This window comes from Lysobacter firmicutimachus, assembly GCF_037027445.1.
GTDB classification, from domain to species: Bacteria; Pseudomonadota; Gammaproteobacteria; order Xanthomonadales; family Xanthomonadaceae; genus Lysobacter; species Lysobacter firmicutimachus.
The window spans coordinates 1,270,262-1,292,676 of the sequence record NZ_JBANDL010000002.1; the positions used below are offsets into that span (position 1 = coordinate 1,270,262).

At 68.2% G+C, this 22,415-nt stretch carries 10 protein-coding genes and 1 pseudogene; 10 read left to right on the forward strand and 1 reads right to left on the reverse strand.

Features of this window, described 5'->3' with window-relative positions; translation table 11 throughout:
* Positions 1-191: 191 nt before the first annotated feature.
* The 10 genes and pseudogenes from V2J18_RS05420 (at position 192) to V2J18_RS05460 (ending at position 19,241) form a co-directional block, all read left to right on the forward strand.
* A complete protein-coding gene (locus V2J18_RS05420) occupies positions 192-1,991 on the forward strand; it encodes a S8 family peptidase (protein ID WP_425605948.1) in 1,800 nt (599 codons plus the stop codon).
* A 506-nt stretch (positions 1,992-2,497) separates the two neighbouring features.
* Positions 2,498-4,270, forward strand: coding sequence for a S8 family peptidase (locus V2J18_RS05425; protein WP_336131274.1), 1,773 nt, complete (start codon positions 2,498-2,500; stop codon positions 4,268-4,270).
* Between the two features lie 523 nt (positions 4,271-4,793).
* Positions 4,794-6,569, forward strand: a complete 1,776-nt coding sequence (locus tag V2J18_RS05430) for a S8 family peptidase (RefSeq protein WP_064749773.1) — start codon at positions 4,794-4,796, stop codon at positions 6,567-6,569.
* A 292-nt stretch (positions 6,570-6,861) separates the two neighbouring features.
* Positions 6,862-7,359, forward strand: a complete 498-nt coding sequence (locus V2J18_RS05435) for a hypothetical protein (protein WP_064749771.1) — start codon at positions 6,862-6,864, stop codon at positions 7,357-7,359.
* 395 nt (positions 7,360-7,754) lie between these two features.
* Positions 7,755-9,059 (forward strand): annotated as a pseudogene (locus V2J18_RS05440) (M12 family metallo-peptidase); the annotation flags it as partial.
* On the forward strand, positions 9,045-9,674 hold the full coding sequence (locus V2J18_RS23130) for a PKD domain-containing protein (RefSeq protein ID WP_425606098.1): 630 nt from the start codon (positions 9,045-9,047) through the stop codon (positions 9,672-9,674). The pseudogene V2J18_RS05440 and the gene V2J18_RS23130, both read left to right, overlap by 15 nt.
* 282 nt (positions 9,675-9,956) lie before the next feature.
* The gene (locus V2J18_RS05445; RefSeq protein ID WP_336131276.1) at positions 9,957-11,972 is read left to right on the forward strand and encodes a PKD domain-containing protein; all 2,016 of its coding nucleotides are present in this window, start codon (positions 9,957-9,959) and stop codon (positions 11,970-11,972) included.
* A 624-nt stretch (positions 11,973-12,596) separates the two neighbouring features.
* Entirely contained in the window at positions 12,597-14,609 is a 2,013-nt protein-coding gene (locus V2J18_RS05450) for a proprotein convertase P-domain-containing protein (RefSeq protein WP_186442614.1), read from the forward strand.
* A 251-nt stretch (positions 14,610-14,860) separates the two neighbouring features.
* Positions 14,861-17,143 (forward strand): M14 family zinc carboxypeptidase, encoded by a 2,283-nt coding sequence (locus V2J18_RS05455; protein WP_336131277.1) that lies wholly within the window; start codon positions 14,861-14,863, stop codon positions 17,141-17,143.
* 439 nt (positions 17,144-17,582) lie between these two features.
* Complete coding sequence (locus tag V2J18_RS05460; protein ID WP_336131278.1) at positions 17,583-19,241, forward strand: M20/M25/M40 family metallo-hydrolase; 1,659 nt, start codon at positions 17,583-17,585, stop codon at positions 19,239-19,241.
* Between the two features lie 262 nt (positions 19,242-19,503).
* Here V2J18_RS05460 and V2J18_RS05465 read toward each other — a convergent pair whose 3' ends face one another.
* Positions 19,504-22,413: a serine/threonine-protein kinase gene (locus V2J18_RS05465; protein WP_336131279.1), complete on the reverse strand. Its 2,910-nt coding sequence runs from the start codon at positions 22,411-22,413 to the stop codon at positions 19,504-19,506.
* Positions 22,414-22,415 lie beyond the last annotated feature (2 nt).

Consider the following 22,415-nt stretch of genomic DNA (forward strand, 5'->3'; position numbering starts at 1 on the left):
CGGACGCACGGGTATGTCCGCAATCGCCCCCGAAGCGCGCCTTGTGAGCGCCGACGACGCACTCGTAGCGTGTGCCGCGCGGATCGACGAGTCCGCACGCACTGCGCGAGCCCGTCGCGAAGCCGCCATGCTTCGAACCGGCCCTCGCGCGCTTACGCCGCATCGCCGGCCTTCGCTTTGGGGGTTCCATCATGTCTTGCCGCAACAAGCCCGCATCCTCGCGCGTCCTGTCGCAACGCGCTCTTGCCGTCGCCACCGCGACCGCCCTGTCCTGCGCGGCGATGTCCGCCTTCGCCGCAGAGCGCGTCAATCTCTCGTCCTTGAATCAGCACGCGCAGGACGAGTTCATCGTCAAGTACCGCGACGGCAGCGCGCAGCGCAGCAGCGCCGCGAGCTTGCAGAGCGCGCTGAGCACGGCCGCGACCGGTTTCTCCGGCAAGGGCAAGGCGCTCGGCCTCAAGCACCTGCGCCGCATCGCCACCGGATCGGAACTGATCCGCGCCGGGCGCAAGCTCGACCGCGCCGAGGCCGAAGCGCTGATGCGCCAGATCGCCGCCGACCCGAACGTCGAGTACGTCGAGCCGAACGCGCGCATGTATCCGTTGATCACGCCCAACGACACCCGCTACGGCGAACAATGGGGCTACACCGACGCCGACGCCGGCATCAACGCGCCGAGCGCCTGGGACATCAGCACCGGCACCGGCGTGGTGGTGGCGGTGATCGACACCGGCATCGCCAGCCACAGCGATCTCAACGCCAACATCCTGCCCGGCTACGACTTCGTCAGCGACGCCGCCGCCGCGCGCGACGGCAACGGCCGCGATTCCAACCCGGCCGACGAAGGCGACTGGAACAACGCCACCGAGTGCGACTCGCTGTTCCAGGACGTGCCCGCGCGCAACTCCAGCTGGCACGGCACCCATGTCGCCGGCACCATCGCCGCGGTGACCAACAACGCCAAGGGCGTGGCGGGCACCGCCTACAACGCCAAGGTCGTGCCGGTGCGCGTGCTGGCCAAGTGCGGCGGCTCGCTGGCGGACATCGCCGACGCCGTTACCTGGGCCTCGGGCGGAAGCGTGTCCGGCGTGCCGGCCAACGCCAACCCGGCCGAAGTCATCAACATGAGCCTGGGCGGCGGCGGCAGCTGCAGCGCCACCTACCAGGCCGCGATCGACGGCGCCGTTTCGCGCGGCACCACTGTGGTGGTCGCCGCCGGCAACAACAACGGCAACGCGGCCAACATCCAGCCGGCGAGCTGCAACAACGTCATCACCGTCGGTGCGGTCGACAGCGCCGGCGCGCGTTCGGTGTGGAGCAGCGCGCAGAAGTCGAACTACGGCGCCGTGGTCGACGTCGCCGCGCCGGGCTCGAGCATCCTGTCCACGCTCAACGCCGGCACCACCACGCCGGGCGCGGAGAGCTACGCCTCCTACGGCGGCACCTCGATGGCGACGCCGCACGTGGCCGGCGTGGTCGCGCTGTTGCAGGCCAAGGCCTCGACCCCGAAGACGCCGGCGGAAATCGAGACGCTGCTGAAGAACAGCGTGCGCGCGTTCCCGCAGACCCCGGACCAGCCGATCGGCGCGGGCATCGTCAACGCCAAGGCGGCGCTGGACGCGCTCGGCGGTGGCGGCACCCCGGGCGCGCAGACCTACAGCAACAGCGCCGACTATGCGATCAACGACAACGCCACGGTCGAAAGCCCGATCACCGTGTCCGGCCGCACCGGCAACGCACCGAGCAATGCCTCGGTGTCGGTGAACATCGTCCACACCTATCGCGGCGATCTGAAGGTCGACTTGGTGGCGCCGGACGGCTCGGTCTACACCCTGCTCAACTACAACAGCAACGACAGCAGCGACAACGTGGTGGCCACTTACACCCGCGACCTGTCCAGCGAAACCTTGAACGGCACCTGGAAGCTGCGGGTCAACGACAACTGGGTCAACGACACCGGCCGCATCGACAGTTGGAGCATCAAGTTCTGAGCGTCGTCCGCGGCCGGGGGAGGCCGCGCTCGCCTTACGGACCCCGGCTGCGCCGGGGTCTTTTTTTGGGGGCGCGGATGGCACCGCAGTTCGATAAATGGAATCTATGAATCGTGCGGCCGGAACCGACCGCCGCCCGTACCGTCCGGAGCCGGCAAGGACGGCCCCGCCTGGCGCGGTTGAGGCCGGAGTGCGAACCTGAATTCAAGGAATTCATCGCATTTTTCGACGAGGGTAGGGGGTTTTGCCGCGTTTGCGTTGTGATGCCGCGCACGTGGACGCGCTTCTCAATGCGTGATTGACTTCACTCTTGAACGGGCCACGTCGGCAAGGCGACACCTTGCTGTCACCGCCCCGCAATCGTTAGCGTGAATCGAGGACGCACACCGGCGCAGGCCGGTGAGGCGTCCACGACCAGCCCGGGCACGGCGAATCTTCGCGGTCCGACGACGCACCGGGCGACATCCGCCGCGACCGCGGCCTTCCTGTTTCGGGGGTTAGTTCAGATGTCCGTTCGTGCCAACCGTCGTCGTACCCACCGCATTCACGTCCTCGCCGCCGCCACCGCCCTGGTGCTGGGCTCCGCCGGCTCGGCGTTCGCCGCCGAGCGCATCAACCTCGCCGCCCTGGCCAACGAGACCCAGGACGAGTTCATCGTCAAGTACCGCGACGGCAGCGCGCAGCGCAGCAGCGCCGCGAGCTTGCAGAGCGCGCTGAGCACGGCCGCGACCGGTTTCTCCGGCAAGGGCAAGGCGCTCGGCCTCAAGCACCTGCGCCGCACCGCGCTGGGTTCGGACCTGGTTCGCGCCGGACGCAAGCTCGACCGCGTCGAAGCCGAGGCGCTGATGCGCCAGATCGCTGCCGACCCGAACGTCGAGTACGTCGAGCCGAACGCGCGCATGTATCCGCTGGGCACCCCGAACGACACTCGCTTCGGCGAGCAATGGGGCTACACCGACGCCGACGCCGGCATCAACGCCACCACCGCCTGGGACATCAGCACCGGCACCGGCGTGGTGGTGGCGGTGATCGACACCGGCATCACCAACCACAGCGATCTCAACGCCAACATCCTGCCCGGCTACGACTTCGTCAGCGACGCCACCGCCGCGCGCGACGGCAACGGCCGCGATTCCAACCCGGCCGACGAAGGCGACTGGTTCAACGCCGGCGAGTGCGGCCGCACCTACGACAGCCCGTCGAGCTGGCACGGCACCCATGTCGCCGGCACCGTCGCCGCGGTGACCAACAACGCCAAGGGCGTGGCGGGCACCGCGTACAACGCCAAGGTCGTGCCGGTGCGCGTGCTGGCCAAGTGCGGCGGCTCGCTGGCCGACATCGCCGACGCCATCACCTGGGCGTCCGGCGGCACCGTGTCCGGCGTGCCGGCCAACGCCAACCCGGCCGAAGTCATCAACATGAGCCTGGGCGGCAGCGGCACCTGCGGCTCGACCTACCAGGCCGCGATCGACGGCGCCGTCTCGCGCGGCACCACCGTGGTGGTCGCCGCCGGCAACAACAACGGCAACGCCTCCAACGCGCGCCCGGCCAACTGCAACAACGTCATCACCGTCGGCGCGGTCGACAGCGCCGGCGCGCGTTCGGTATGGAGCAGCACGCAGAAGTCGAACTACGGCGCCGTGGTCGACATCGCCGCGCCGGGCTCGAACATCCTGTCCACGCTCAACGCCGGCAGCACCACGCCGGGCGCGGAAAGCTACGCCTCCTACGGCGGTACCTCGATGGCGACGCCGCACGTGGCCGGCGTGGTCGCGCTGCTGCAGGCCGCTTCGGCCACGCCGAAGACCCCGGCGCAGATCGAGACCATCCTGAAGAACACCGCGCGTGCGTTCCCGCAGACCCCGGACCAGCCGATCGGCGTGGGCATCGTCAACGCCAAGGCGGCGCTGGACTCGCTCGGCGGCGGTACCCCGGGCGCGCAGACCTATACCAACGGCACCGACTACACGATCAACGACAACGCCACCGTCGACAGCCCGATCACCGTGTCCGGCCGCACCGGCAACGCACCGAGCAACGCCTCGGTGTCGGTGACGATCTACCACACCTACAAAGGCGACCTGAAGGTCGACCTGGTGGCGCCGGACGGCTCGATCTACAACCTGCACAACCGCACCGGTTCCTCGACCGACAACGTCATCGGCACTTACACCGTGAACCTGTCGAGCGAGCCGCTCAACGGCACCTGGAAGCTGCGCGTCAACGACAACGCGGCGCAGGACACCGGCCGCATCGACACCTGGAGCGTCACCTTCTGATCGTTGTCGCGGCCAGGGACGGTCGCACCCGCTTCGAGCGAACCCCGGCTGCGGCCGGGGTTCGCATTTGCGGGCACGGCGGACACGGTCGGCGAACCCGGTTTTGATACAGGTTGCCTATTGAAATTCGTTTGAGAGCGGGCGAAATCCTCCTCCTGAGCGTTCTTTCGGACTCGCCCGGACCGTTCGCAGCGCGCAGTGCGAACGCGGGAGGTAATTTAGACGCACACCGCATTTTGAGCGCAGGGGTAGGGGGATTTGAGTCGTTTGCGTTGCGACTATGTGTGAGAAGGCACATTTCTGATACGTGATTCAACTCACTTTTGAAGGGGCGAAATAACGCCGCCGACATCTTGCCGACGCACGACTGCAATCGTTAGCGTGAATCGAGGGCGCGCACCGGCACACGGCCGGTGAGGGGCGCGTCCACGACCAGTCCGGGCGCCGCGGCTCCTCGTCGTGCCGTCGGTTCACCGGACCAGATCCGCCGCCATCGCGGCTTCCTGTTCGGGGGTTTCCTCAAATGTCCGTCCGTTCCAACCGCATCCACGTCCTCGCCGCCGCCACCGCCCTGGTGCTGGCGTCGACCGCCGCCGGCTCGGCGTTCGCCGCCGAGCGCGTCAACCTGAGCGGCCTGCAGACCGCCGCCAAGTTCGACCGTTTCATCGTCAAGTACCGCGACGGCAGCGTCGAGCGCAGCAGCACCGCCAACGTGCAGCGCGCGCTGAGCACCGCCGCCAGCGCCTCCGGCGCCAAGGCCAAGGGCGCCGCGCTGGGCCTCAAGCATCTGCGCCGCACCGCGATCGGCGCCGACGTGGTGCGCGCCGACCGCGCCCTGGACCGCGCCGAAGCCGAATCGCTGATGCGCCAGATCGCCGCCGATCCGAACGTGGACTTCGTCGAAGTCGACGTGCGCCGCCATCGCCTGCTGACCCCGAACGACACCCACTACGGCCTCCAGTACGGTTTCAACGGCACCAACGGCGGTATCCGCGCCGACCAGGCCTGGGACGTCGCCACCGGCACCGGCGCGGTGGTCGCGGTGCTCGACACCGGCATCACCCCGCACGGCGACCTGAACGCCAACATCCTGCCGGGCTACGACTTCATCTCCGACACCTTCGTCTCGCGCGACGGCAACGGCCGCGATTCCAACCCGAACGACGAAGGCGACTGGAACAACGAGACCGAGTGCGACCAGCCGGGCTACGACGTCGGCGCCAGCGATTCCAGCTGGCACGGCACCCACGTCGCCGGCACCGTCGCCGCGGTGACCAACAACGCCAAGGGCGTGGCCGGCACCGCGTTCAACGCCAAGGTGGTGCCGGTGCGCGTACTGGGCCGCTGCGGCGGCTACGACTCGGACATCTCCGACGCGATCGTGTGGGCCTCCGGCGGTACCGTGTCCGGCGTGCCGGCCAACGCCAATCCGGCCGAGGTCATCAACCTCAGCCTCGGCGGCGGCGGCGCCTGTCCGAGCAGCTATCAGAACGCGATCAACGGCGCGGTCGGCCGCGGCACCACGGTGGTGGTCGCCGCCGGCAACGAAAGCGCCAACGTCTCGACCTCGACCCCGGCCAACTGCGCCAACGTGATCGCGGTCGCCGCGACCACCTCGACCGGCGCCAAGGCCAGCTATTCCAACTACGGCACCGGCATCGACGTGTCGGCGCCGGGCGACCAGATCGCCTCGACCCATAACGGCGGCACCACCACTCAGGGCGCCGAGCAGTACGTGTACATGAGCGGCACTTCGATGGCCTCGCCGCACGTGGCCGGCGTGGTCGCGCTGATGCAGTCGGCGGCGACCACGCCGAAGACGCCGGCCGAGATCGAGAGCATCCTCAAGAGCACCGCGCGCGCGCTGCCGGGCGCCTGCTCCGGCGGTTGCGGCGCGGGCATCATCAACGCCAAGGCCGCGGTCGACGCGGTGCGCGGCGGCACCCCGGGCGGCGGCACCCAGACCTACACCAACGGCACCGACGTCGCCATCCGCGACAACGCCACGGTGGAAAGCCCGATCACCGTGTCCGGCCGCAGCGGCAACGCGCCGAGCAACGCCAGCATCTCGGTGACGATCTATCACACCTACAAGGGCGACCTGAAGGTCGACCTGGTGGCGCCGGACGGCTCGATCTACAACCTGCACAACCGCACCGGTTCCTCGACCGACAACGTCATCGGCACGTTCACCAAGAACCTGTCGACCGAAGCGCTGAACGGCACCTGGAAGCTGCGCGTGAACGACAACGCCGGCGGCGACGTCGGCCGCATCGACACCTGGAGCGTGACGTTCTAAGCCGCGCCGCTGCCTGGACAGCGACGCGATGGAAACCCCGGCTCCGGCCGGGGTTTCTTTTTCCGCCCGCGCCGTCCGCGCGCCGAGCGAGTAAGCTGAGGCGGCAGGACTCGCGCTTCAGCCGTGGTTAGGGCAGGGAGTTCTTAGATCGTCACGCCGATCGAGGGTTCATGCCCGCCGCCGCCGTCCACTGTCGTCGCGGCGTGCCGGTTCGATCCGATCGCCGACCCCGTCCGCCCACTTGGTGCGTTGTCATGAATCGCCCGACTCATTCGCCTCAGGAGACGCCCGCATGTCGATTTCGTCCCGCGCGCCGTGGCTGGCGGCCACGGCCCTGTTCAGTGCGTTCGCGGTAAGCGCCTGCATGGCCGCCGGAACGCCGCCGCCGTCAGGCGCCGCGCCCGCCCAACGCGCCCCGGCCCAGGTCGGCGCGCCGGTCGGCGCCGGCCCGTTCGCCCAATTCATCGTCAAGTACCGCGACAGCAGTGCGCCGCTGAAGCAGAAGGACCTGGTCCAGGCGCGGCTGAACCGCACCGCGGCCCAGGTGCCCGGCAAGCCGCTCAAGCTGACCTGGAAGCACCGCATGGGCATCAACGCCGACGTGTTCGCGGTCGAGCCCGCGCTCGACGCCGCAGGCGCGCAACGCTTGATGCAGGTGTTCGCGGCCGATCCGGACGTGCAGTTCATCGAGCCGGACAATCACATCGCGTTGGATCCGATCATTCGCGGACCGGCCATTCCGGGACCTGAAGTACGCAACCCGGAAGTGATCGAGAAGAGCGACAAATAGACGCGAGTTGCGTTGCGATCAGCGCAGCGCGCCAAGAAAGAAGCATCCGCGAAACCCCGGCCCAGGCCGGGGTTTTGCATTGTTAGGACGGCGCAAAAAACGTCTAAAAAGCGGCGGCAAGCGCGCGGAAAACGCTCAGGCGATGCGGTGCGGTTAGCGCGCCGCTCAGCAGTTTTCCGATGCATGACCACAGTCACGAACATGGCGTTCCGATCGCGGCGAACACCGTTGCCTGGGGATTCGCGCAGCCGCTAGCGTCGTAGTGCGGGCGAGACGACGAACTCGCGCGCAACCGACCGGACACGACGACGCGCCTGCGACGGCGCCGCCGCCGATGCGCCGGCGTTCGCCGCTTCGGCCGCCAGCGCGGCCTTCATCCATCGGGGGTTCCACAAATGTCCAACAGGTCCCATCGCCGCGCCTCGCGCGCGGTCCTCGCCGTACGCCTCACCGCGCTTGCCGCCGCCTTGGCCGCAGCGCCGGCCTTCGCCGCACAGCCTCTGTTCGTCGGCGACGCGCCGACCCCGCGCGCCGGCCTGAGCCGCGCCCAGAGCCTGGCCGCCGCGCCGGCCACCGCCGCGATGCAGCTCAAGCGCGCCAACGCCGCCGTGGTCAGCGCGGACACGCGCGAGATCGAACTGCAACTCGGTGCGCATCGGGTCAACGCCGTACTCGACCAGGCGCGCGATACCGGCCGCGGCAGCACCGTGTGGCTGGGCCACGTGCGCGAGACCGCCAAGGCGGCGGCGCGCGATGCGCGCGAAGTGCGCCACGACGAGCGTAACTCGGTCGCGCTGGTGCGACGCGGCAACGGCGTCACCGGCAACGTGCGCATCGACGGCCAGTTGTACCGCATCCGTCCGCTCGCCGACGGCAGCCACGCGGTGGTCGAGGTCGACGAGACCCGCATGCCGCCGGACCACCCGCGCGGCTTCCGCGACTCGGACCTGCCGCAGTTCGCGATGGACGCCACGCCGACCGTGCGCAGCGCCTCCGGCGGCATCGGCGCGGCCGCGGTCGACCCGGGCGCGACTGCGACCATCCGCGTGCAGGTGGTCGCGACCAATCAGGCCGTGACCGCATACGGCGGCGACATGCAGGCGCTGGTCGAACTGGCGGTGGCCGAAAGCAACCAGGGCTACGCCAACTCCAACGTCGGCATCCAGCTGGAGCTGGCCAACTACCGCACCGTCGAGTACACCTCGGCCGGCGACGGCCATTTCACCGACGAAGAACGCTTCGCCGATCCCAACGACGGCTACATGGACGACATCCATGCCAGCCGCGACGCCAACGCCGCCGACGTCAACGTGTTGATCATCAACGACGGCGGCAACTGCGGCCTGGCCCACTCGATCGGCTCGACCGCCGCGACCGCCTTCGCCACCGTCCACTACGACTGCGCCACCGGCTACTACAGCTTCGCCCACGAGATCGGCCACCTGCTGTCGGCGCGCCACGACCCCGCCGCCGACCCGACCAACACGCCCTACGCTTACGGCCACGGCTATCGCTACGAGCCGGCCACCGGCAGCAAGTGGCGCACGATCATGGCTTACAACTGCAGCGGCGGCTGCCCGCGCCTGAACTACTGGTCGAACCCCGACGTGACCTACAACGGCGTGGCGATGGGCACCGCCGACCGCAACCACAATCAGCGCGTGCTGGTGCAGACCAAGGCGGCGATGGCCGCGTTCCGCGGCGCGCCGGGCGGCAACACCGCGCCGGTGGCGAACTTCAGCGCCTCGGCGAGCGGCCTGACGGTGAGCTTCACCGACAGCTCGACCGACAGCGACGGCAGCATCGTCTCGCGCAGCTGGAACTTCGGCGACGGCACCACGTCGACCGCGACCAGCCCGAGCAAGACCTACGCCGCGGCCGGCACCTACACCGTCACCCTGACCGTCACCGACGACGACGGCGCGACCCACACCAAGACCGCTTCGGTCACGGTCAGCGGCAGCGGCGTGCAGACCTACACCAACGGCGCCGACGTCAACATTCCGGACAACAACGCCACCGGCGTGAGCAGCAGCATCGCGGTGTCCGGGCGCAGCGGCAACGCACCGAGCAATGCGCAGATCTCGGTCAACATCGTCCACCCGTACAAGGGCGACCTGATCGTCGACCTGATCGCGCCGGACGGTTCGGTGTACAACCTGCACAACCGCAGCGGCGGCAGCGCCGACAACGTCAGCGGCACCTTCACCAAGAACCTGTCGAGCGAGCCGCTCAACGGCACCTGGAAGCTGCGCGCCGCCGACCGCGCCGCGCAGGACGTCGGCAAGATCGACACCTGGAGCATCACCTTCTGATGCTTCGCCTCGCGAGCGCCTTCCGCCGCCGCGGCGGACAGGTTCGAGCGCGCGCTTAGGGGAGCGCATCGCCGCCGCACCGGCACCCAAGGTGCGGCGGCGGCAAGACAGCGGCCCGGACGCGGGCTGCCGCCCACGACGCCGCGTCCGGCCCGCCTCGGCCGGGCGCGACGGCGCGGGCCCGTTGCAATACCGCTGCGACCGCCCTCCAGCGGTCGTGCGCGGCCGCAGTCATCGCCTCATCGCCACCATCGCCTGATATCCCAACGGACGGAGACAGACATGAAACGCATGACCCTGACCCTAGGCCTGCTCGCGCTTTCGATCGGCACGGCGCTGGCCGGGCCGAATCAACGCCCGGCCGCTTTCGATCACGCCGGCCTGACCCGCATCGACCGCATCGGCGTGCGCAGCATGCCGGCCGTGGACGTGGCCAAGCTGCGCGCCGAAGACCTCAAGCGCGAACAGCGCCGCGAGATCCCGCGCTTCGCCACCGCGCTGGCGGTGGACATCGACACGCTCAAGGACGGCGTGTGGGAAGACCTGGATGCCGAGACCGCGATCTGGCGCACGCGCATCGAATCCAAGAACGCGCTGTCGCTGAACTTCCACTTTGACCGGTTCAAGCTGCCGGCCGGCGCGCGCATGCTGATTTATCCCGCCGACCAGACCCCGGGCGCCGCCGCCGGCCGCGTGCGCAGCTTCACCGCCGCCGACAACAACGCCTTCGGCGAACTGTGGACGCCGGTGGTGCTCGGCGACGAAGCGGTGATCGAAGTGGTGGTGCCCAAGGCCAAGCTCGGCGAACTGAAGCTGCATCTGGCCAAGGTCAACCACGACTACGTCGGCCTCGGCCGCATCGCCCGCGACGCCGCCGCGCTGGATTCGACCAAGGGCGTCTCCGGCAGCTGCAACATCGACGTGGTCTGCCCGGAGGGCAACGGCCACCGCGACATCATCCGCTCGGTCGCGGCCTACTCCAAGCAGGGCACCATGTGGTGCACCGGCTCGTTGGTCAACAACACCGCCAACGACAAGAAGATGTACTTTCTGACCGCGAATCATTGCGGCATGACCAGCGCATCGGTCAACAATTCGATGGTGGTGTACTGGAATTACCAGAATTCCACTTGCCGCGCCCCTGGTTCGGCCGCCAGTGGCGCCAACGGCGACGGTTCGCTGGCGCAGTCGCAGACCGGCGCCACCTTGCGCGCGACCAACGCCGCTTCCGACTTCACCCTGCTCGAACTCACCACCGCGGCCAACCCGGCGTACAACTTGTATTGGGCCGGTTGGGACCGTCGCGACCAGAACTTCGCCGGCGCGATCGCGATCCACCATCCGCGCGTGGCGGAGAAGCGCATCAGCCTGGTCGAGGGCACCACCACCTTCGGCGGTTTCGAAGGGCAGGCCGGTACCCAGGCGCTGCACGTTCAATGGTTCGCCAACGGCGGCGTGACCGAAGGCGGGTCCTCGGGTTCGCCGCTGTACAGCGCCGACCATCGGGTGATCGGCCAGCTCTACGGCGGTCCGTCGAGTTGCAGCGCCACCGGCGACCAGCGCAAAGACTGGTACGGCCGCATCTTCACCTCCTGGACCGGCGGCGGCACCGCCGCGACCCGTCTGAGCAACTGGCTCGACCCGGGCAATACCGGACAGAGTTTCATCGACGGCCTGGACTCGGGCGGAACGCCCGGCAACAACCCGCCGGTGGCGAACTTCAGCGCCTCGGCGAGCGGCCTGACGGTGAGCTTCACCGACAGCTCGACCGACAGCGATGGCAGCATCGTCTCGCGCAGCTGGAACTTCGGCGACGGCACCACGTCGACCGCGACCAGCCCGAGCAAGACCTACGCCGCGGCCGGCACCTACACCGTCACCCTGACCGTCACCGACGACGACGGCGCGACCCACACCAAGACCGCTTCGGTCACGGTCAGCGGCAGCGGCGTGCAGACCTACACCAACGGCGCCGACGTCAACATTCCGGACAACAACGCCACCGGCGTGAGCAGCAGCATCGCGGTGTCCGGGCGCAGCGGCAACGCACCGAGCAATGCGCAGATCTCGGTCAACATCGTCCACCCGTACAAGGGCGACCTGATCGTCGACCTGATCGCGCCGGACGGTTCGGTGTACAACCTGCACAACCGCAGCGGCGGCAGCGCCGACAACGTCAGCGGCACCTTCACCAAGAACCTGTCGAGCGAGCCGCTCAACGGCACCTGGAAGCTGCGCGCCGCCGACCGCGCCGCGCAGGACGTCGGCAAGATCGACACCTGGAGCATCACCTTCTGATCGACCCGCGACCCTCGCACGGTTCGCGACAGCGCCCCCGGGCAACCCCGGGGGCTTTTTTTTGGGCGGCGCGCATCAGGGCAACCGCTGCCGCTCGTCGCGACGAAGGCGGCCGGCACCGGCGCGCCGCGGCCGCAAGCCGGTCCGTGGCTCGGAAGATCGCGAAAAAACGAAGAAAACAGGTGCCGAAACCGTCCTCGTCGGCGCCGCTCGTACCCCCCAACGCACCGCTCGCCGGCGAAGTTCCGCTGTCGTGTGCGCGCAGCGACTTCATGAACGCGGACGGGTTCTCAGTTCCGATTTCCGCCCGCCGGTACCGATTTCAATCGAAACAAATCTTCGCCGTATGCGTGACGAAAAACACGGATGCGATGTGGACTCGGCGGATTTGCGTCTTGTTGTGCGCGACGGGCCTGCCTCAGAGTCGCGCCGTGGTCGCGCCGGCTGCGCACCGATCGGCCACGCGTCGTCGTCTTTGAACACGCACGCTTGGGGGAAGCATGCGGCATTGCCTGCATCACGTGCTGGAGCGTTCGATTCCCATCGCCTGACCCGCCGCCATCGCCACCGAAACGCCTCGTTCGGCGTCGCGGGTCTTCGCCTCTACTACGGACGGAGAGACTCATGAAACGATTCTGCGGTTCCCTGATGTTGCTCGGAATGTCGATTAGCGCCGCCCTGGCCGCACCGGCCTCGCGCCCGGCGGCGTTCGAACACGCTAATCTGTCCAGCGTCGACAGGATCAGCCTGCGTACCATGCCGGCGGTCGACGTTCCCAAGCTGCAAGCCGAGGATCGCGTGCGCGAAGCGCGCGGCGACATCCCGCGCTTCGCCCAGCCGTTGACCGTCGATATGACGCCGCAGAACTCCGGCGTCTGGGAAAGCATCGACGCCGACACCCTGGTCTGGCGCCAGCGCGTGCGCTCGAACAAGGCGCTGTCGCTGAACTTCGGTTTCACCCAATACCACATGCCGGCCGGCGGTCGCCTGCTGGTGTATCCGGCCACTCAGATGCCGGGCGGCGATCGCAACCTGATCCGCCAGTACGACGATCGCGACAACAACGCCCAGGGCCAACTGTGGACGGCGATCGTGCCGGGCGAAGAAGCGGTGATCGAAGTGGTCGTGCCGCGCGCCAAGGCCGCCGAGCTCAAGCTGCACCTGACCAAGGTCAACCACGACTACGTCGGCTTCGGTCCGCTGGCGCGCCGCCTGGCCGCGCAAAGCGGCGAGAAGGGCGTGTCCGGCCAGTGCAACGTCGACGTGGTCTGCCCCGACGGCGACGGCCGCCGCGACATCATCCGCTCGGTCGCGGCCTATTCGAAGAACGGCTCGCTGGCCTGCACCGGTTCGCTGGTCAACAACACCGCGAACGACAAGAAGATGTACTTCCTGACCGCGCACCACTGCGGCATGGGTACGGCCTCGACCGCGGCGAGCATCGTGGTGTACTGGAACTATCAGAACTCCACCTGCCGCGCGCCGAACACGCCGGCCAGCGGCGCCAACGGCGACGGCTCGATGAGCCAGAACCAGTCGGGTTCTACGGTCAAGGCGACCTATGCGACCTCCGACTTCACCCTGCTGGAGCTGAACACTCCGGCCAATCCGGCGTTCAACCTGTTCTGGGCCGGTTGGGACCGCCGCGATCAGAACTTCCCCAGCTCGATCGCGATCCATCATCCCAACGTCGCCGAGAAGCGCATCAGCCTGTCGGTGCAGCCGACCACCTTCGTCGCCTGGGGCGGCGGCGCCGGCACCACCCATCTGCGCTCGCAGTGGCAGCCCACCGGCGGTGTGACCGAGCCGGGCTCCTCGGGTTCGCCGCTGTACAGTCCTGAGCGGCGCGTGATCGGCCAGTTGCACGGCGGCCCGTCGAGCTGCTCGGCGACGGGCGACAATCGCAGCGACTATTACGGCCGCGTGTTCGTGTCCTGGACCGGCGGCGGCGCTTCGGGCTCGCGCCTGAGCGACTGGCTCGACGCCGGCAACACCGGCGCCCAGTTCATCGACGGTCTGGATTCGGGCGGCACCCCGGGCAACAACCCGCCGGTGGCGAACTTCACCTCGAGCACCAGCGGCCTGACCGCGACCTTCACCGACACCTCCACCGACAGCGACGGCACCATCGCCTCGCGCAGCTGGAACTTCGGCGACGGCAGCACCTCGACCGCGACCAACCCGAGTAGGACCTACGCCGCGGCCGGCACCTACACCGTCACCCTGACCGTCACCGACGACGATGGCGCCACCAACACCAAGACCGGTACGGTCACGGTGTCCGGCGGCCCGGGCGCGCAGACCTACAGCAACGAGACCGACTACCCGATCGCCGACCACAGCACTGTGGAAAGCCCGATCACGGTCTCCGGCCGCAGCGGCAACGGCTCGGCGACCACGCCGATCCAGGTGACGATCTACCACACCTACCGCAGCGATCTGAAGGTCGATCTGGTCGCGCCGGACGGCACGGTCTACAACCTGCATAACCGCACCGGCGGCAGCGCCGACAACCTCATCCAGACCTACACCAAGGACCTGTCGAGCGAAGCGCTCAACGGCACCTGGAAGCTGCGGGTGAACGACAACGCCACCGCCGATACCGGCCGTATCGACAAGTGGAGCATCACCTTCTGATCCACGCGGCTTGATCCGCACCGCGCCGCGGCTTTCGGGCCGCGGCGTTTTTTCAGGGCGTCCGCACCGCGACGAGCGGACGCCGCCGGCCTCCGGCGCCGCAGCGGCGTTCTGCTGCGGATATCACGAAAGCGCATCGGCCGCGCGCCGCGCGGCGCTTGCCAGTGCGTCGCGTCCATCCACAGCATGGTTGCGGCGCGCTGCCCCGCGACGCTGCCTGCCCACCGCACCGGTTCATGGAGAGTACCCCTATGCGCATCCGATATGCCGCACTGCCGCTGTTGCTGGCCCTGTCCGCCGGCGCCGCGGCCGCCGAAGAGTTGCCGGTTTTCGTCACCGCCCATTACCAGAATCCCGCTCAGCTGCAGCGCATCGCTTCGCGCTTCCAGCACCTGATCGTCGACCGCAACGCCCGCACCGTGAAAGTCGAGGCGATGCCGGAGGATCTGGACGCGCTGCGCCGCGCCGGCCTGCGCTACGAGATCGACCGCGAAGGCACCGAAAAGCTGCAGCGTCTGCAGAGTGCGTTGCAAAGCTCGGCGCTCGGCATCAAGAGCATTCCCGGCTACGCCTGCTACCGCACGGTCGAAGAGACCTACCAGACCATGGACCAACTGGCGGCGAGCAAGCCGCAGCTGGCCAGCGTGCGCGTGATCGGCCCGAGCTGGCAGAAGACCCAGAGCGCCGGCAGCGGCTACGACATGAAGGTGCTGAAGCTGACCAATTCGGCCACCGACGCGGCGCTTCCGAACAAGCCGACCCTGGTCCTGTTCGGTTCGATCCACGCCCGCGAATACACGCCGGCCGAGACCGTCACCCGCTTCGCCGAGTGGCTGGCCAACGGCTACGGCAGCAACGACGAAGCGACCTGGCTGCTGGACAATTTCGCCTTCCAGTTCGTGCTGCAGGCCAACCCGGACGGGCGCAAGAAGGCCGAGGCCGGATCGTCCTGGCGCAAGAACGTCAACAACACCAACGGCAGCTGCAGCGCTTCGGCCTACGGCACCGATCTCAACCGCAACTTCCCCTACCACTGGAACAGCGCCGCCGGCGGTTCCAGCGGCAACGCCTGCGCCGAGACCTACCGCGGCCCGACCGCGGCGTCGGAGCCGGAAACGCAGAACCTGATGCGTCTGGTCGCCGGCACCCGCGGCAGCAACGGCGTCTACACCGGCGGCATCTTCCCCGACCGTCGTCCCGACGACGTCAACACCGCCGCGCCGGAGGACTACCAGGGCATCTTCATGGACATCCACAGCGCCGCGCAGTTGGTGCTGTGGTCCTGGGGCGACACCAGCAACCCGGCGCCGAACAGCGCCGCGCTGCGGGCCTTGGGCCGGCGCATGGCCTATCACAACAATTATCGTCCCCAGCAGTCGGACGAGTTGTACGCCACCGACGGCACCACCGACGACACCATGTACGGCTCGCTCGGCGTGCCGGCCTACACGATCGAGCTGGGCGTGTCGTTCTTCGAAAGCTGCAGCACCTTCACCGGCACCACCTTGCCGGACAACCTCAAGTCGCTGCGCTACGCCGCGCGCAGTCTTTGGGCGCCGTACAAGCTGCCGTCCGGTCCGGACACGGTCGCGGTCTCGGTGGCCTCGGCGACGGTGCCGGCCGGCACGCCGGTGTCGCTGACCGCGACGGTCGACGACAGCGTGTTCAACCACAGCAACGGTACCGAGCCGGTGCAGAACATCGCCTCGGCCCGGGCCTACCTCGACGCGCCGCCGTGGGCGGCCGGCGCGGTGTCGTACCCGCTCAACGCCAGCGACGGCAGCTTCAACGCCAGCCGCGAGACCGTCACCGGCAGCATCCCCACCACCGGTCTGGCGGCGGGCGTGCACACGCTGTACGTGCAAGGCACCGACGCGTCCGGCAAGCCGGGTACGCCGAACGCGGTGCGCTTCACCGTCGGCGGCACCGGCCCGGGCAACAACCCGCCGGTGGCGAACTTCAGTTCCTCGGCCAGCGGCCTGACGGTGAGCTTCACCGACAGCTCGACCGACAGCGACGGCAGCATCGTCTCGCGCAGCTGGAACTTCGGCGACGGCACCACGTCGACCGCGACCAGCCCGAGCAAGACCTACGCCGCGGCCGGCACCTACACCGTCACTCTGACCGTTACCGACGACGACGGCGCGACTCACAGCAAGACCGCCTCGGTCACCGTCAGCGACGGCGGCGGCACCCAGACTTATCGCAACGACAACGACGTGCAGATCCTCGATAACGCCACCGTCGAGAGCAGCATCGCCGTGTCCGGCCGCAGCGGCAACGCGCCGAGCAACGCCTCGGTGTCGGTAACGATCTATCACACGTACAAGAGCGATATTAAAGTCGACCTGGTCGCGCCGGACGGCACGCTCTACAACCTGCACAACCGCACCGGCGGCAGCGCCGACAACGTCATCGGCACGTTCGTCAAGGACTTGTCCGGCGAAGCCCTCAACGGCACCTGGAAGTTGCGGGTCAACGACAACGCGACCCAGGACACCGGCCGCATCGACACCTGGAGCCTCACCTTCTGACCGGCGCTTTGCGCTTCATCGCCGTCGTCCAGAGCGAACCCCGGCTTCGGCCGGGGTTCGTGGTTTGGGATGCGCGACGGCGCGGCGGCAGCGCGCCGCAGCGCTTTTCGATCATGGAAATAGAGAAAATTCCGGGGTTTCGCGCGCATACCGGCCATTCGCCGACGCACCGTAAGCGATTACGGTGCATATGCATGACCGCAGTCACGGACGCGAATGTGCGCTAGAACAGGTTGTCGCTTGTCCGTCATATCGCAGCGCGCTTAGGGTCGAGTCCCGGGTGCCTCGGAACGTATCCCCCGCACGTTCCGGCACCGCTTTCGCACCCGGCAACTCTTTCGCGACGGCCGCCTCGCGCCGCCGTCATCCCAGACCATCGCGTCCCTGCGCCGGTGCCCGCACGCACTCGGCCGGCGACGCCGAACCCAGGAGCGCTTTCGTGAACAAGCACGTCGCCCCGCTGCCCGCTCTGCTCGCTCTCGCTTTGTCCGCCGCTATCGCGCCGGCCGCTGCGCAAACGCCCGCCGTCCCGGCCCATGTCCACGACCAGTCGCGGCTGAGCCCCGGCGAGGATCCGTTCAAGCCGGTGTTCATCGTCACCTCGCGCGCGACTTACGACGCCGGAGTCAAGACCCTGGCCAAGAATTCGCTCGGCGTGCAGAACGGCGCCGGTGCCAAGCTGGTGATCGCCGAACTCCAGACTCACCAGCTGACCGACGTGACCCATCACGTGCACGAGAAAGAGAAGCGCTGCGGCGGCTACATCGCCTTCGACAGCCGCGAAGAAGCCGAGGCTTTCGTCCGCAACGACCGCACCGCGCAGGCGATGGCGACCCAGTTCGCGACTTATACCATCGACAACCAGGCCACGGTGACGCCGTGGTTGAGCCAGGTCGCCGAAGCCAACATTCGCGGCACCATCAACCATCTGTCGACCTCGTACCCGAACCGCTACTACGCCTCCACCCACGGCCGCACTTCGGCGAGCTGGATCAAGGACAACTGGCTGAGCCTGGCCAACGGCCGCAGCGACGTCAGCGCCGAGCTCTATACCGGCTGCACGACCTGCTCGACCCAGCCTTCGGCGATTCTGACCATCCAGGGCACCGACCTGCCGAACGAGGTGGTGGTGCTGGGTGCGCATCTGGATTCGATCTCCAGCACCGGCAGCGGCGATTCGATGAACGCGCCCGGCGCCGACGACGACGCCTCCGGCATCGCCACCCTGACCGAAGTCGCGCGCATCGCCTTGGCCAGCGGCTGGAAGCCCAAGCGCACGATCAAGTTCATGGGCTACGCGGCCGAGGAAGTGGGCCTGCGCGGGTCCAAGGCGATCGCCACCGATTTCAAGAACCGCGGCATCAACGTGGTCGGCGTGCTGCAGCTGGACATGACCAACTACCGCACCAGCGGCACGCCGGAGGTGCGTCTGGTCAGCGACTACTCGAACGCGGCCCTGCAGCAGTTCCTGCGCGACCTGCATTCGACCTACCTCGGCGGCACCCTGGGCAGCTACACCTGCGGCTACGGCTGCTCCGACCACGCCTCCTGGACCTCGGCCGGCTTCCCGGCGGCGATCTACTTCGAAGGCGGCACCAGCAGCGGCGGTTACTTCTCCTCGATCCACACGCCCAACGACAAGCTGTCCAACATGGGCAACTCGGCGAGCAACAGCGTGCCCTTCGCCAAGCTGGGCCTGGCCTTCCTGGGCGAGTTGGGCAAGACCGCCGGTACCGGTCCGGGCCCGGGTCCGGGCACGCAGACCTACACCAACGGCACCGACTACGCGATCAACGACAACGCCACCGTCGACAGCCCGATCACCGTCTCCGGCCGGACCGGCAACGCGCCGAGCAGCGCTTCGGTGTCGGTGAACATCGTTCATACCTACCGCGGCGACCTGAAGGTCGATCTGGTCGCGCCGGACGGCTCGCTCTACAACATCAGCAACCGCGCCGGCGGCAGCGCCGACAACCTCAGCGGCACTTTCAACTTCAACCTGTCCAGCGAACCCCTCAACGGCACCTGGAAGCTGCGGGTGAACGACAACGCGAGCCAGGACACCGGGCGCATCGATACCTGGAGCATCACCTTCTGATCGCTGTGTGCGGTCCGGCAGGCGCGGGCCCACGGCCCGCACCTGCCGAAGCGGCGGTTGCGTCGGCATGAGGAGCCGGACGCGACGCTTTACCGCTGTTCCACGTTGTCGTAAGCGCCGGCGTTCGCCGCGCTGCGTACGCGTTTTCTGTGTCAGGCGCTGAAGCCTGGCGTCGCCACGCCGTCCCCCGGGCATCGTGAACGGACTTTTGTCGACGCTGCGCGACCGGCGCGACCGGCGCGACCGGCATGATACTGCGGGCTCAGGTAGGGAATCGGCCGGTACGCGCCAGCAAGTCCAGGTCGCGCTGGGCTTGCTTGACCCACGGATGTTCCGGTCCGAGCCAGCGCATAGCGGTATCGCGCAGGCGGATGAGGTGGTTGCGGGCACTGTCGCGGTCGCCGCGATGCAAGGCGATATTGGCGCGAACATTGAGAATGTTGCAAAGCACGAGCCGAAGGCGAAGATGGGGTGGGGCGGTTTCGGCTTGCGCCGCGATGTCCGCCATCTGCGCATCTGCGGTGGCCAAATCGCCCTGGATATAGGCGAGCAAGGCCAGATAATAGGAAATGCGCAGATGCAAGCCGCGCGAGTCGCCGAAATAGCGTTCGGCGTCCGTCTGGGTTTCGACGAGCAGTCGTCGCGCCGTATCGCGGTCATCGCCGCGATTGCGCCGGGCGATTGCGATGGCGTAGTACAGCTTGGGAGTGAAGATCGGCACCTTCTGCCGGTCGGACGTGGACAGCACCGAATCCAGCAGCGCCAGGCCTTCGTCTCGCAACCGCCGCTGCTCTTCGTCCGGGACGGATGCCGGCTTGCGGTGCAGCAGCATCACGCCCAGATCGGCTCGGGCCCGTAGCGCGGCTTCGTGTGCTGGTCCGTAAGATTCTTGCAGGATCGATGCCGATCGCCGCATCTCCGACAGACGTTCGGCGTAGCTGTGTTCGTCGAGGAAGTACAGTTGCGTCGAGACGCGCAAGGCCTCGGCGTACTCGGGATGCGATTCGCCGTAGCGCGCGCGCAGGATGTCCTTGCCGCGCTCGATCGAGGCCCGGCAATCCGCGGGGCGGCCGCCGCCGCACTGGCTGTCTGCCAGCGCCACCCAGGCGCGTCCGGTATCGGGATGGCGGTCGCCGAGCGAGCGGCGACGCTGTTCGAGCAGCTGCAAGGCCAGGCCCTGCGCTTCGGCGAAGCGTTCCTGCAGGGTCAGCAACTGGATGAGTTTCTCGCGCGCTTGATTGGCCAAGGCCGGTTGCGTGTCGGCGGCGACCGCGATGGCGCGGCGAAAATCGGCCTCGGCTTGAGGCAGGTTCAACAGGCGAGCGTTCCAGTAGCCACGCAAGGTCAGCAACTCGGCGTAGGGCCCGCGTTCGGGCTGATTCCGGGTCAATGCCAGTGCGGCGTCGAGCGCATCCTGCGCGTCGCGATGATGCAACAGTTCCCAATCGCTGCGTGCGATCTCGGTCAGCAGACGCACGCGCAGGGGCCGATGGAGCTGATCGTGGGGAACCTGATCTAAAGTCTGCTCGGCGACACTGCGCGCCTGGCGATGGCGCGCCTGCAGATTCAGCAGCGAGGCGAGGGTGGCGCGGGTTTCCAGCGAAGGTGCGCCGTCGCGGTCGAGCAGGCGAGCGGCTTCGTCGGCCAGGCGGGTGGCGCTGGCGTAGTCGCCGATCACGGCACGGCTGCGCGCCAGCGAGGTCAGCGCACCGGCGAGTGTGCGCGGTTGCGCCGATAAATCGAGTCCTCGGACCTTGGTTTCGACGTCGCGCAGCAAGGCACTGGAGGAGAACGGAGTGTCGCTGAGCCCGGACAGGGTCGCCGAGCCCAGGGTTTCCTCGAACAGCCGGCTTACGGCGAGGGTGGCCTGGGTTTCGCGTTCGACCCGGTAAGCCTGCCACCAGGTCGCGCCGCCGCCGATCGCCGCAGTCAGCGCGGTCACTCCCGCCAACCCCATCGCGAGCCGATGACGGCGCAGAAAACGCCCGGTCCGGTACAGTCGGCCGCCGTCGCGAGCGCGCACCGGCCGGTGCTGCAGCCAGCGTTGCAGATCTTCGCCCAGTTCGCCCGCACTGCGGTAGCGCTGCGTCGGATCGGCGCGTAGGCAGCGTTCGACGATCGCCGCAAGATCGCCGCTGATCTGCTTGGCCAGGGAGCGGCGGTCCGACAGCCCTCGGTTCGCTATCGCTTCGGACGTCGCAGTCGCGGCGGACCGGACCAGACGTTCGGCACCCGCCTCGGAACTCGTCGTCGCCAGCCATTGGCTGGCCTGTGCCAGTAGGGAGCGCGAAGGGCCGTCGCCGGTCAGCAGTTGTGCGAGGACCACGCCCAGCGAGTAAAGGTCCGAGGCGATGCACGGCGCGGCGCCTCGGAACACGATCTCCGGGGCGGTGTAGCCGGGCGTGAGAGCGACCGGCGGCGCCGGCGTGTCCGCGCCCAGGTTTAGCGGCGCGGACAGGCCGAAGTCGAGCAACTGCACCCGGCCGTCGTCGGTGACCAACAGGTTGGACGGTTTGAGGTCCTGATGCACCACGCCCTGGGCGTGCGCATAGGCCAGCGCGTCGCAGACCTGGCCCAGCAGCGCGACGCGATCGCGCAAACTCTTGCGGCGGCGATCGCACCATAGATCGATGGCTTCGCCTTCGACGTATTGCAGCGCGAACCAGGGATGGTCTTGGGCATCCACGCCGCCGTCGAGCAAGGGCACGATATTGGGGTGCTGCAGGCGCGCCAGATGGCGGCGTTCGGCCAGCAAGGCTTCGCTCAGGCGCGGCGACGACAGTTCGGCGCGTGCGCACTTGAGTGCGACGCGTTGCTCGTACTGGCGGTCGTCGCGCATCGCTTCGTAGACGATGCCCATGCCGCCCTGGCCGATCTTGCGCACCAACCGCCATGGTCCGAGCCGGGTGCCGATGCGGTTTTCGCCGTCGCTTTCGTCGTCCTCGTCGGCGTCGGCAGCGTCCTCGTTGCCGGTTCGCAGCCTGTCGGACAGCCACGGCAGCGACAGATCCAGCGCATGCTCGCCCGCGTCGGCGGCTATCATCGCCGCCAGCAAGGCATGCGCCTGCGGGTCGTCGCGGCGCGCATCCTCAAGGAAGCGCGACCGCCGCCGCGGCTCCAGGTCGACGTAGGCGCGGAACAGGGACAGGACGCGGGCGTCGACCGAGCTCATGC